This is a genomic window from Streptomyces daqingensis (assembly GCF_014645895.1).
GTDB classification, from domain to species: Bacteria; Actinomycetota; Actinomycetes; order Streptomycetales; family Streptomycetaceae; genus Streptomyces; species Streptomyces daqingensis.
This window is the reverse complement of the sequence record NZ_BMMP01000011.1, coordinates 193,627-206,505: the sequence shown is the minus strand read 5'-3', so window position 1 is coordinate 206,505 and position 12,879 is coordinate 193,627. Positions and strand designations below refer to the sequence as shown.

The 12,879-nt window shown below is 70.5% G+C and carries 10 protein-coding genes; 6 read left to right on the top strand and 4 right to left on the bottom strand.

Annotated features, from left to right (window positions below; genetic code table 11):
• Window positions 1-8: 8 nt before the first annotated feature.
• A complete protein-coding gene (locus tag IEY56_RS18025) occupies window positions 9-599 on the bottom strand; it encodes a Uma2 family endonuclease (protein WP_189038229.1) in 591 nt (196 codons plus the stop codon).
• Between the two features lie 421 nt (window positions 600-1,020).
• Between IEY56_RS18025 and IEY56_RS18020 the strand changes: the two genes are divergently transcribed.
• From IEY56_RS18020 to IEY56_RS18000, 5 genes are all read left to right on the top strand, one after another.
• Window positions 1,021-2,523, top strand: coding sequence for an aldehyde dehydrogenase family protein (locus IEY56_RS18020; protein WP_189038228.1), 1,503 nt, complete (start codon window positions 1,021-1,023; stop codon window positions 2,521-2,523).
• A 58-nt stretch (window positions 2,524-2,581) separates the two neighbouring features.
• Window positions 2,582-4,156, top strand: coding sequence for a GMC family oxidoreductase (locus tag IEY56_RS18015; protein ID WP_189038227.1), 1,575 nt, complete (start codon window positions 2,582-2,584; stop codon window positions 4,154-4,156).
• On the top strand, window positions 4,156-5,259 hold the full coding sequence (locus tag IEY56_RS18010; protein WP_189038226.1) for a quaternary amine ABC transporter ATP-binding protein: 1,104 nt from the start codon (window positions 4,156-4,158) through the stop codon (window positions 5,257-5,259). Before IEY56_RS18015 ends, IEY56_RS18010 begins: the two co-directional genes overlap by 1 nt.
• A 73-nt stretch (window positions 5,260-5,332) precedes the next feature.
• Window positions 5,333-7,381, top strand: a complete 2,049-nt coding sequence (locus IEY56_RS18005; protein WP_189038225.1) for an ABC transporter permease — start codon at window positions 5,333-5,335, stop codon at window positions 7,379-7,381.
• 54 nt (window positions 7,382-7,435) lie between these two features.
• On the top strand, window positions 7,436-8,395 hold the full coding sequence (locus IEY56_RS18000; protein WP_189038224.1) for a glycine betaine ABC transporter substrate-binding protein: 960 nt from the start codon (window positions 7,436-7,438) through the stop codon (window positions 8,393-8,395).
• Window positions 8,396-8,590: 195 nt separating this feature from the next.
• Here IEY56_RS18000 and IEY56_RS17995 read toward each other — a convergent pair whose 3' ends face one another.
• From IEY56_RS17995 to IEY56_RS17985, 3 genes are all read right to left on the bottom strand, one after another.
• Window positions 8,591-9,331, bottom strand: a complete 741-nt coding sequence (locus tag IEY56_RS17995) for an isocitrate lyase/PEP mutase family protein (RefSeq protein WP_189038223.1) — start codon at window positions 9,329-9,331, stop codon at window positions 8,591-8,593.
• A 205-nt stretch (window positions 9,332-9,536) separates the two neighbouring features.
• On the bottom strand, window positions 9,537-10,985 hold the full coding sequence (locus IEY56_RS17990) for a metallophosphoesterase (protein WP_189038301.1): 1,449 nt from the start codon (window positions 10,983-10,985) through the stop codon (window positions 9,537-9,539).
• 12 nt (window positions 10,986-10,997) lie between these two features.
• On the bottom strand, window positions 10,998-11,282 hold the full coding sequence (locus IEY56_RS17985) for an SCO4848 family membrane protein (RefSeq protein ID WP_189038222.1): 285 nt from the start codon (window positions 11,280-11,282) through the stop codon (window positions 10,998-11,000).
• Window positions 11,283-11,390: 108 nt separating this feature from the next.
• Here IEY56_RS17985 and IEY56_RS17980 point away from each other — a divergent pair, with 108 nt between their 5' ends.
• Entirely contained in the window at window positions 11,391-12,821 is a 1,431-nt protein-coding gene (locus tag IEY56_RS17980) for a D-alanyl-D-alanine carboxypeptidase family protein (RefSeq protein ID WP_229711979.1), read from the top strand.
• Window positions 12,822-12,879: the final 58 nt, after the last annotated feature.

The window sequence follows — 12,879 nt, the reverse complement described above, 5'->3', positions numbered from 1 at the left end:
GTGCGGGGTCACGCCTCCGTGGGGAAGTCCCCCGTCTCCAGGACGAGGCCGGCGACGGTGCCCGTGAGATCGATCTTCTCCCCGAAGGCGACGGTGAGTTCGCTCTTGTACGCGCCGTCCCCGGGGTGGGTGAGGACGTGGCACTCGGCGGCGTACGGGTCGGCGATCAGGAAGACGGGGATGCCGGCGAGGGCGTAGGCGCGCTTCTTCTTGCGGTAGTCGTTGGCGGCCGTGTCCTCGGAGATGACCTCGGCCACGCACTCGATGTCGCCGTGCTGCCAGCGGCCCCGATCGTTCTTCCGCGCGTCCTTGGCGAGCACCACCACGTCGGGAGCGAAGCCGTTGAGGTGCCCGGGGAAGTCGAAGCGCACGTCCGACATGATCTGCTCGTCGTTGTAGCGCTTGAGCAGTTGGACGACGATCTTCAAGATGATCTGCCAGTGAGTGCCCCGTCGCGGCGACATGAAGACGGTGCCCTCGACGATCTCGGTCTTGTAGCCCTCGGGGACGGGCATCCGCTCCAGTCGCTCGAACAGGTCGTCCAAGCTCGGCTCGTATCGCTCGGCCATCGCGGTCCTGTCGGTGAGTGCGATGGTCATCACTGTTGCTCCTCGCTGCAGCGTAGAACCACGCCTGCAGCCGCGATGCGTAACGATTCGCACGGGGCGACGGTCACGCCGATGATCGGGTTTGCAGTCGAGCAGTGCAGCAGCGCGAGGCGCTCACACAGCGTCACCGGCCACACTCGTGCCGTAATGCCGACAAAGCCTGCCAATACGGGACGGGAAAATCTCCAGAAACCCCCACAAGCAGGACTGAGCGGGCGCTTCGTCTGTGTCCGACGCACTTCGGCCAGTGAGGAAGCCCACTTGTTACCCCTTCACGGACATGTAAGCGCCGAGACGGGGCAGGGTTCGCTCTTGCCATGTGCCCAGCGCATGGCAGCAGTTCCGTCGTGGTCACGAGGAGCGCTCCTCGTGGCACACAGCGTTGTCGAAAGCCCGGAAGGCAGTGCAGAGGGTGTCCGAAATCGAGAGCATTCATATCGACGGTGAGTGGCGGTCCTCCGCCGGAGGCGGGACGCGTGACGTCCTGGACCCGGCGGACGCCACCACGCTCGCCGTCGTCGCCGAGGGCGGCGTGGAGGACACCGACGCGGCGGTCGCCGCCGCACGAGCCGCTTTCGACGAGGGGGAGTGGCCCCGTACGCCCGTCGCCGAGCGGGCGGCCCTGCTGCGTCGCGTCGCGGACCTGCTGCAGCGGGACCGCGAGGAGATCGGGCTGACCGAGTCGCGGGACGCGGGCAAGACCCTGGAGGAGGGCCGCGTCGACGTCGACGACGTGACGGCGGCCTTCCGCTACTTCGCGGACCTCGCCGCCGGGGAGTCCGGCGGCCGGGTCGTGGACGCGGGCGACCCCGACGTGCACAGCGTCGTCGTGCACGAGCCCGTGGGCGTCTGCGCCATGATCACGCCCTGGAACTACCCGCTGCTCCAGGCCAGCTGGAAGATCGCTCCCGCACTGGCGGCGGGCAACACGTTCGTGATCAAACCCAGCGAGATCACCCCTCTCACCACCGTCCACCTGGTGAGGCTGCTGGCCGAGGCGGGCCTGCCCTCCGGTGTGGCGAACCTCGTGACGGGCGCCGGCGATCCGGTCGGCGCGCGCCTGGCCGAGCACCCCGACGTGGACCTGGTCTCCTTCACCGGCGGCCTCGTCTCCGGCACCAAGGTCGCCCAGGCCGCGGCCCCCGGCGTGAAGAAGGTCGCCCTGGAACTGGGCGGCAAGAACCCCAACGTCGTCTTCGCGGACGCCTGCGACACCGAGGAGGGCTTCGACACCGCCGTCGACCAGGCGCTCAACGCGGCCTTCATCCACAGCGGCCAGGTCTGCTCCGCGGGCGCACGCCTCATCATCGAGGAGCCGGTGCGCGACCGCTTCGTCGCCGAGCTCGCCGCCCGTGCCCAGCGGATCCGGCTGGGCCGCGGCACAGAGGAAGGCGTCGAGTGCGGTCCGCTGGTCTCCGCGCAGCAGCTCGCGAAGACCGAGGCGTACGTCGCGTCCGCGCTGGAGGAGGGTGCCGTGCTGCGCTGCGGCGGGCGGCGCCCCGAGCCGTCGGACGTGCGCCCGGCCGACGGCTACTTCTACGCCCCGACGATCCTCGACGGCTGCCACCGCGGCATGAAGGTCATCCGCGAGGAGACCTTCGGCCCGCTGCTGACCGTGGAGACCTTCCGCACCGAGGACGAGGCAGTGGCCCTGGCCAACGACACCGAATACGGTCTCGCGGGCGGCGTGTTCTCCTCGGACACCGCACGGGCCCGCCGCGTGGCGGCGCGCCTGAGGCACGGAACCGTGTGGATCAACGACTTCCACCCCTATCTGCCGCAGGCGGAGTGGGGTGGTTTCGGCAAGTCCGGAGTGGGCCGCGAGCTCGGCCCCCACGGACTGGCCGAGTACCGCGAAACGAAACACGTGTACGAGAACCTGCGGCCGAAACCGGTCCGCTGGTTCTCCGGCTGACGGAGCACCGCACACACCCTCCGCAAGAACGTGTGACCTCAAGGAGCACCAGACGGCAATGTCCCAGCAAGACAGGACCAGCTACGACTACGTCATCGTCGGTGGCGGTACGGCCGGGTCGGTGATCGCCTCACGGCTCACCGAGGACCCGGACGTGACCGTCGCCCTCATCGAGGGCGGACCGTCGGACGTCGACCGGCCGGAAGTGCTCACCCTGCGCCGCTGGCTCGGACTGCTCGGCGGCGAGCTCGACTACGACTACCCCACCACCGAGCAGCCACGCGGCAACTCCCACATCCGGCACAGCCGTGCGAAGGTGCTCGGCGGCTGCTCCTCGCACAACACGCTGATCTCCTTCAAGCCGCTGCCCTCCGACTGGGACGAGTGGGAGACGGCCGGAGCCGAGGGGTGGGGCGCGGACGCCATGGACCCCTACTTCGGCAAGCTCCGCAACAACATCGTCCCCGTCGGCGAGCAGGACCGGAACGCCATCGCGCGGGACTTCGTCACCGCCGCGCAGGAGGCCCTGGGCGTACCCGAGATCGACGGCTTCAACAAGGAGCCCTTCCACGAGGGCGTCGGCTTCTTCGACCTCTCCTACCACCCGGAGACCAACAAGCGCTCCTCCGCCTCCGTCGCCTACCTCCACCCGCACATCGAGGCCGGCGACCGCCCCAACCTGCACATCCTGCTGGAGACCTGGGCGTACCGCCTGGAGCTGGACGGCACCAGGGCGACGGGCGTGCACATACGCGGCAAGGACGGCGCGGAACGGCTGATATCCGCCGGTCGCGAAGTGCTGCTCTGCGCGGGCGCGGTGGACACGCCGCGGCTGCTGATGCACTCGGGCATCGGCCCGCGCGCGGACCTGGAGGCCCTGGGCATCGAGGTGGCGCACGACCTGCCGGGCGTGGGGGAGAACCTGCTCGACCACCCCGAGTCCGTCATCGTCTGGGAGACCGACGGGCCCATCCCCGACAACTCCGCGATGGACTCGGACGCCGGTCTCTTCCTGCGCCGCGAGCCGGAGGCCGGCGGGCCGGACCTGATGTTCCACTTCTACCAGATCCCGTTCACCGACAATCCGGAGCGGCTGGGCTACGAACGCCCGCCGCACGGCGTCTCGTTGACGCCGAACATCCCCAAGCCCCGCAGCCGCGGCCGGCTTTACCTCACCTCCGCGGACCCGGACGTCAAACCCGCCCTGGACTTCCGCTACTTCACCGACGAGGACGACTACGACGGGCGCACCCTCGTCGACGGCATCAAGGCCGCCCGCGAGGTCGCCCGTACCGAACCCCTCGCGAAGTGGCTGAAGCGGGAGGTCTGCCCAGGGCCCGGGATCACCTCGGACGAGGAGATCAGCGAGTACGCGCGCAAGGTCGCGCACACCGTCTACCACCCGGCGGGCACCTGCCGGATGGGAGCTCCGGACGACGAACTCGCCGTCGTCGACCCCCAGTTGAAGATCCGCGGTCTGGACGGCATCCGGGTCGCGGACGCCTCCGTCTTCCCGACCATGCCCGCCGTCAACCCCATGATCGGCGTGCTGATGACCGGCGAGAAGGCGGCCGACCTCATCCGATCCGACGATCGGTCCCCTACGACTACGGCACCGGGAGGTGTTGCGTGATGTCAGAGACCCGCGAGTCCGCCCCGGTCAACCCGGTGTTCTCCGTACGCAATCTGTGGAAGGTCTTCGGCCCGAAGGGCAAGGCGAACCGCGTCCCCGGGGACGAGCAGCTCACCGGCCTCTCCGGCTCCGAACTGACCGAGCGGACCGGCTGTACCGCCGCTGTGCGCGACGTCTCCTTCGACGTGCGCAAGGGCGAGGTCTTCGTCGTCATGGGCCTCTCCGGCTCCGGCAAGTCGACCCTCGTCCGGTGCCTGACGCGTCTCATCGAACCGACCTCCGGGCAGCTGGAGATCGACGGCGAGGACGTGCTGGGCATGGACCGGACGCGGCTGCGCGAGCTGCGCCGCCACCGCGCCGCCATGGTCTTCCAGAACTTCGGCCTGCTGCCGCACCGCTCGGTCACCGACAACGTGGCCTACGGCCTGGAGATCCAGGGCATCGGCAAGCGTGAACGCCGCGCCAAGGCGGCCGAGATGGTCGAGAAGGTGGGGCTGCAGGGCCTCGGCGACCGCCGTCCGGGCCAGCTCTCCGGCGGACAGCAGCAGCGCGTCGGACTGGCGCGTGCGCTGGCCGTCGACCCCGAAGTCCTCCTCTTCGACGAGCCGTTCAGCGCCCTCGACCCCCTGATCCGGCGCGACATGCAGGAGGAGGTCATCCGCCTGCACCGCGCCGAGGGCCGGACGATGGTCTTCATCACCCACGACCTGCAGGAGGCGCTGCGCCTCGGCGACCGCATCGCGCTGATGCGCGCAGGCGAGATCGTGCAGCTCGGCACGCCCGAGGAGATCGTCGCAAGGCCCGCAGACGACTACGTACGGGACTTCGTCCGCGACGTCCCGCGCGACCAGGTCATCTCCGTCCGCCGGGCCATGCGCCCCGCCGGGAAGGCCGACGCCGCCGGCGGCCCCGCCCTGGCCCCGGACACGCTCGTCTCCGACGCCATCGAGGCCGTCGCCCGCAGCGGCGAGAGCTGCCGCGTCGTGGAGGGCGGACGCACCATCGGCGTCGTCGACCACGACCGGCTGCTGAAGGTCGTCGCCGGCATCGACCAGGACGGCGAGGGCGAGGCGGACAAGGACAAGGAGGTGGCGGCCGTATGAACACGCACCTCGCCGTGGCACCCGCACCCCGCGGGCAGGGCCGCGACTCCGGCGACGGGACGGGGAGGCTGATATGAGCACGCCCACGATCCCGGACAAGGGCGAGCAGCGCACCCAGGACGCCGCCGCCCTCGACAAGACGCCCTCCGGCGCCGGGCCGGACGACGGGCCCGGCCCCCTGCAGCGCCTGGCAGCCAATCCCCGGGCGCTGCTGGTCCTGGTCAGCCTGCTGGTCGTCGTCGTCAGCGCCGCCGTCACCGGCTCCGGCGCGTGGCCGCGCGGCTGGACGCTCGACATCGAGACGCCGCTGAACGACCTGGACAACTGGCTCGTCGACAACCGCGAGACGTCGCCGATCTTCCTCTACTTCCTGCTCCACATCAGCAACTTCGCCGAGACCTCGGTGGACGCCATCACGGGTCTGCTGGAGTCGATGGGCTGGCTCGGCGTCACCCTCGTGGGCACGCTGATCGCCTGGGCGGCAGGCGGAGCCGACCTCTCCCGGCGCGCGCTGCGCACGGGCGGCACCGCGCTGGGCGTCTTCATCGTGTGCGGCGTCCTGGAGATGTGGGAAGCCACCATGGAGACGCTCGCCCTCATGACGGCGGCCGTCTTCGCCTCGGCGCTGCTCGGCGCGCTGCTCGGCCTCGCGGCGGGCCTCTCCGACCGCTGCGAGAGGCTCCTCCGCCCGGTCTTCGACACGATGCAGGTCATGCCGGCGTTCGCCTACCTGCTGCCGCTGCTGCTGATGTTCGGCATCGGCGTGCCGTCGGCGCTGATCGCGACCGTCATCTACGCGGCCCCGCCGATGGCCCGGCTGACGTCGCTGGGCCTGCGGAGCGCCGACCCGGCGGCGCTGGAGGCGTCCACGTCGCTGGGGTCGACCCCCTGGCAGCGGCTGCGGACGGCACGGGTACCGCTGGCCCGCAGGCAGATGATGCTCGGCCTCAACCAGGCGATCATGATGTGCCTGTCGATGGTCGTCCTCGCGTCCCTCATCGGCTCGGAGGGCCTGGGTGACGAGATCTACCAGGCGCTCGGCAGCCTCGACATCGGCACCGCCCTGACCGCGGGCACCGCCGTCGTCCTGATCGCCGTCCTCCTGGACCGCACGACCTCCGCCGCCGGCGAGCGGCTGGACGCCGTCGCCACGGCCGGCACCACCCGGCTGATGAGGCGGGTGCGCGCGGGCGTGTGGGGTCTCGTCCTGGTCCTCTTCGGCGTCTTCGCGGCGAAGGGCTCCGTGTTCAGCGAGAGCGAATGGCCCGAAGCGTGGACGGTCGACATCACGCGCCAACTGGACAGCGCCGTCGGCTGGTTCACCGACCACCTCGGCTCCGGCGTCCCGGTGCTGGGCGGCACGGTGACCTGGGCGCAGGGATTCACCGAGTACATGCTCAACCCGCTGCGGTCCGGGCTGCTGGCCACGCCCTGGTGGGCGCTGGCTCTGCTCGTCGCCGTGGTCGGCTGGATCGTCGGCACCTGGCGCGCGGCCGCGACGGGCCTCGTCTGCCTCGCCCTGGTCGGTGTGATGGGGCTGTGGGAGGTGTCGATGGACACGCTCTCGCAGGTGATCGGCGGCCTGCTGCTCACCGTCGTCGTCGGCTTCGCCTTCGGCGTCCTGGCGGCCCGCGTCGAACGCGTCGACAGGCTGCTGCGCCCCGTGCTCGACACGATGCAGACGATGCCGCAGTTCGTGTACCTGATCCCGGTGATCGCGCTCGTCGGTCTCAGCCGCAGCGCGGGCATCATCGCCGCCGTGATCTACGCGGCTCCCGCCGTCATCCGCATCACCGCGCAGGGACTGCGCTACGTGGACGCGGCCGCGATGGAGGCGTCGCTCTCCCTGGGCGCCACGGGCAAGCAGCAACTCCTGCAGGTGCAGCTGCCGCTGGCGCGCAAGTCGCTGCTGGTCGGCGTCAACCAGGGCGTCGTGCTGGTGCTGTCGATGGTCGTCATCGCCGGTCTCATCGGCGGCGGCGCACTCGGCTACGACGTCGTGCAGGGCCTGTCGAAGGGCAACCTCTCGCAGGGTCTGCCCGCCGGCATCGCCATCGTCTGCCTCGGCATCATGCTCGACCGCCTCACCCAGCCCGCGAGCGCACGCCGCCGCGACCAGTAACCCAGTCACCCCCCGAAGCGAGTTCCCCTCCGAGAAGAGAAGACAGGACCCGTAATGAACAGCAAACGCATACGCAATTCCGTCATCGCCGGTATCGGCGTCATCAGCGTGCTCTCCCTCTCCGCGTGCGGGGCGGCCAAGACGAGCAGCAGCGGCGGCAAGGACGACAAGGTCGTCCTGGCTGAACCTTCGTGGGTCGGCGCCCAGGCCAACGCCGCGGTCGTCAAGAAGCTCATGGAGGACGAGCTGGACGTCAAGGTCGAGGCCAAGCAGATGGACGAGCCCGTCGCCTTCGACGCGCTCAACTCCGGCAAGGCCGACGCCATCCTCGAGGACTGGCACGGCGTCCCGAAGAAGGAGAAGAAGTACGTCGAGGAGAAGAAGACCGTCGTCTCCGGCGGCGACCTCGGCGTCGTCGGGCACATCGGCTGGTTCGTGCCGAAGTACTACGCCGACAAGCACCCCGACGTCACGGACCTGAAGAAGCTCAACAAGTACGCCAAGGACTTCCGTACGTCCGAGAGCGGCGACAAGGGCCACTTCATCGGTGCGGCACCGTCGTACTCGCAGCACGACAAGGGCCTCATCAAGAACCACAAGCTCGACTTCAAGCACATCCCGAGCGGTGCCGAGGCGGCGCAGCTGAAGGAGATCCAGCGGCTGTACAAGGCGAAGAAGCCCTTCCTCACCTACTGGTGGGAGCCGCAGTGGATGAACAACCAGATCGACATGGTCGAGGTCAAGCTGCCCAAGCACACGCCTGGCTGTGAGACGCCCGAGTCCGAGGCCAAGTGCGGGTACGAGACCAACCAGCTCGAGAAGTTCATGAACAAGGACTTCGCGGACAGCGACACCGACGCCGCGAAGTTCATCAAGAACTTCAAGTGGACGACCAAGGACCAGAACCAGGTCGCCGGTGACATCGCGGGCAAGAAGATGAAGCCGGAGGACGCGGCCGAGAAGTGGATCAAGGCCAACAAGTCCACCTGGGAGAAGTGGCTGCCGAAGAAGTAGCCGCGGCACCGCGGACCGCCGCGGTCCGTACAGCGAACCGACGGGCCGGGACACCAGCGTGGGTGTCCCGGCCCCGCCGGGTTCTGTACTCGCAGTACCAAAGTGACGCTTGTCCGCCGGAACGGCCTCGTAAACGCCGCGGGCGCAGGCGGGGCCGACGAGGGCGCGATATCCGGCCTCGGACGGTATCCGGCCTCAGACGCCGCGGAGCTCGCGTGCCATGTCCCGTACGGCGTCGCTCGCGCGCTCCATCAGCCCGCCGCCGAACGTGATGCGTGTGGCGCCGGCGGTGCCCAGTTCGTGCGGGGTGGGCCCGTCCCGGGTGGCCAGCACATTGAGGGGCCCGCTCAACTCCCTTGCCAGCACGGGGATGTCGGCCGGGGGCGCCCCGATCGGGTACAGGCACTCCGCTCCCGCCTCCACGTACAGCCGCCCCCGCTCGAGCGCGTCCGCCAGCGGGTCCTCCACCGGCCGCAGGTAGCTGTCGATGCGGGCGTTGACCAGCAGCCGGCCCTCCGCCGCCCGGATCACCTCGGACAGGAACCCGGCCTGCTCCTCCGTGCCGACCATCCGGCCGTCCTCGGAGTCCTCCAGGTTGCAGCCCACGGCACCGGCGTCGAGAAGCCGTTCGACGATCCGGCCGGGCGCAAGCCCGTAGCCCCGCTCGATGTCCGCGGTCACCGGCACCGCGACGGCCCGCACGATCCTGCCCACCGCGGCGAACATCTCGTCGGCCGGCGTCTCGCCGTCGGCATGCCCGAGTGAGGCCGCGACGCCGTGGCTCGGCGTGGCCAGTGCCTCGAAACCCGCCTCGGCGAAGATCTGCGCGCTCGCGGCGTCCCAGGGGCCGGGGAGCACGAGCGGATCGCCGGAGGCCCGTCCCCGGTGCAGCGCGCGCAGCCTCTCGACTCCGCTGTCCTGACCCGCGGCGGTCACCGCGCGTCCTCGTCCGGCCGGAACGGGAGCGGCCCGGGGCGCCGCTGTTCCGCCCCCGGCAGGGGCTCTGGGGCGTCCACGCGCTGGGGTGTCGTCGTCATGGCTCCGAGCCTATGACGCCGCCGGGCCGGGGGCGGGTCTCTGACGCGTACGCCCCGGACCGGGGGCGTGGACGGCCCTCACAGGGGCGCGCGGACGGGCCCCGTCACGCCTTCCTGGACGCCAACTGCACGATGGTCACGTCGGATTCGGCCCCGACGCGGACGGGCGGCCCCCAGGCCCCCGCTCCCCGGGTGACGTACAGCTGCGTGTCGCCGTAGCGCTCCAGTCCGGCGACGGTGGGGTTGGCGAGCGCCGCGAGATACGGCCCGGGCCACATCTGCCCGCCGTGCGAGTGCCCCGACAGCTGGAGGTCGACTCCGTGGTCGACGGCGTCGTGGATCTGGACCGGCTGGTGGGCGAGGAGCACCGAGGCGCGGGAGGTGTCGCGGTCGCCGAGCGCCTTGTCGAAGTCCGGGCCCTCGCCCGTCTCCTCGCCCCGTACGTCGTTGACGCCCGCGAGGTCGAAGCCGGGCATCTCGCGGCGGTCGTTCTCCAGCGGGTGGACGCCCAGCTCCCGGACGTGGTCGACCCACTCGCCGGCGTCGCCGAAGTACTCGTGGTTGCCGGTGACGAAGAACGAGCCGTCCCGGGCCCGGAGCCGGCGCAGCGGCTCCGCGGCGGGCGCCAGGTCCTCGACGTCGCCGTCGACGAGGTCGCCGACGATCGCGATCATGTCGGGCTGCGCGTTGTTGATGGTGTCGACGATGCGCTGCGTGTGCCCGCGTCCGAGCACCGCACCGATGTGGATGTCGCTCACGACCGCGATCCGGTAGCCGTGTGCGGCGCGGGGAAGCTTGGTGAGCGGAACGGTGATCCGCTTGAGCGTCGGTCCGTTGAGCAGGCTGTACGCGCCCGCCCCGACGGTTCCCGCCGCGGCGACCGAGGCGCCCGCCGCGACGGTGCGTGCGACGAAGAGGCGTCTGGAGAGGGCCGCGGGCTTCGCTCTGCCGCGCCTCCCGGCGCCGTCCCCGGCCGTGCCGCCGTCCGGTTCACCGTCGGGATCGCCGTCCGGACCGGCCCCCGGGCTCTTCCCGCCGCCCGCAGCGGCCTTCGTGCCGGTGGCCGTAGCGCAGGCGACCCCGCCGCCCGTCTCGGCCCCCGCCGCCTCAGCCGTGCCGGAGCCGGTGACCGCGTCCCCGTCCGCCGTTGCGCCGGAGGACGCGTCCTCCGCACCGGGCCGGGCCGACGCACCGTCCGTACTGAATTCGCCCGGGGCGCTCACCGCGGCCGCCCGGCGCTCCAGGAACCGGAGCAGCAGCGGCCGTACGGCCTCTCCCACCAGCAGCGCGAGCACCAGATACAGCAGCAGCGCCAGCCACATGAAGCCCGGCCACGCCAGCACCCGCTGCGCGGCGAAGGGGATGTCGCTTCGTCCGAGGACGAAGTTCAGGACGGCCAGCACCGGCAACGCGAAGGCGAGCACCGTGCCGGCGCGCCGCCACGCGCTGCCGCGCACCGAGACGTCCCGCACGAGGCGCCGCCACAGGTACCAGTGAGCAGCTCCGAGCAGACAGAAGATCGCCAGCACGACCAGTACGAAGACCACAGGCACGGTCACCAATCCCTACTCTCCGGGTGAGCGCCGGAGAGCTCTCAGCCCCCGGAGACCGATGACGCCGATCGCCGTGCCCAGCAGGAAGGACACGACGGCCAGCAGAAGATGAACCCAAAAGTAACCTGTCGGCTCGCCGGCACCGTCGAAAGCAAGCCCACTGCTGTCCTTCCACAGGTTCTTCACGAACGTGATCCAGACGAACCAGGACCAGATCCCGAAGGCGAGCAGGAAGACGGACACGGGACGGCTGAGGGTGAGTGGGCGCGAGGAGCGCGTCCCGGAGGGCTGCGACATGAGGCCAGTATGGCTATCGGGCTAAAGAGATAACGGAGTGGGGCCATCCGGCTGTTATGGCGGGGACTCGCGGTCCACACGGGTGCGTGGGCCATGTAACTTCGCTCTGTGTCGACTACCTCGCCACGGGCCGTCCGTCTGCCCGCCGCCGCCGCTCTGTCCGTCGCGCTCGTCGTGCCCGCGCTGCTCGCGGGCACCGCTCACGCCTCGTCCCCCGCCGCGGGAACGCTCGGCGCCCGCACGGACGCGGTCGAGGACAAGGACCCCAAGCCCCCCGGGAAGATGTCGACGGTGGGCGGCGAACGGCTCGGAGTCCCGGGTACGCAGATGCGGGCCAAGCGCGGTGAGAAGCCGGCGAAGCTGCCCGAGGGCATCACCGCACGCTCCTGGATCGTCTCCGACGCGGAGTCGGGCAAGGTGCTCGCCGCCCGCAACCCCCACTGGAAGCTCCCTCCGGCCAGCACGCTGAAGATGCTGTTCGCGGACACGCTGCTGCCCAAGTTCCCCAAGAGCGCCGAGCACAAGGTCGAACGCTCCGACCTGGAGGGCATGGGTGAGGGCAGCAGCCTCGTGGGTGTGAAGGAGGGTCAGACCTACGCCGTCGAGGACCTGTGGCGAGGAGTGTTCCTGCGCTCGGGCAACGACGCGGTGCATGTGCTCGCCGCGATGAACGGCGGCAAGGACAAGACCGTCCGCGAGATGAACCGGCACGCGAAGAAGCTGCGGGCGGGCGACACCAACGTCGTCAGCCCCGACGGCTACGACGAGAAGGGCCAGGTCTCCTCGGCGTACGACCTGACGCTGTTCGCCAGGTCGGGCATGCAGAAGTCGGACTTCCGCGAGTACGCGGCCACGGCCCGTGCCCAGTTCCCCGGTGAGAAGAAGAAGGGGAAGAAGCGCGAGACGTACGAGATCCAGAACACCAACCGGCTGCTGACCGGCGACATCGGCCTCGACGCCTACCCGGGCATCGCGGGTGTGAAGAACGGCTCGACGTCGAAGGCGGGCGCGACGTTCACGGGCGTCGCCCAGCGCGGCGACCGGGTGCTGCTCGTGACCTGCATGCATCCGGACGACGAGCACGGCGGCCTGGAGGTCTACAAGGAGACCGCCAAGCTCCTCGACTGGGGCTTCGAGTCCGCGGGCAAGGTCGAACCCGTCGGTGAGCTCGTCGCACCGAGCAGCGCCGGCGCCTCCGGCAAGTCCGGCGACAGCGCCGACAGGAACAAGTCCGGGGCGCAGGCCGGCGGCGTCGCCGACGGGAGCGGCGGCGACTCGGGCGGCGCCGGTGTCGCCGTCGGCATCACCGGCGCGTGTCTCGTCCTGGTGGCGGGTCTGGCCTACGCGGTTCACCGCCGTTGGCCGATGCCCGATCTGACGCGGCTGCGCCGTCTTCCCTTCGCCCAGGGGACGGAAGACGGAACCTCCGGCGCCTCCCCTTCCCGCTCCGGTCCCGCAGCCGGCGAGTCCGAGAGCCCGAAGCCCGCTCGCGGTGAGGACCCGGAGGAGGACCGGGTGACTGCTCAGAAGTCCGACTGACCGGCCTTCCGTCCTTCGCGGTCGCCCCGTCCGTCCCCTCGGTCCCGTCCGTCCCCTC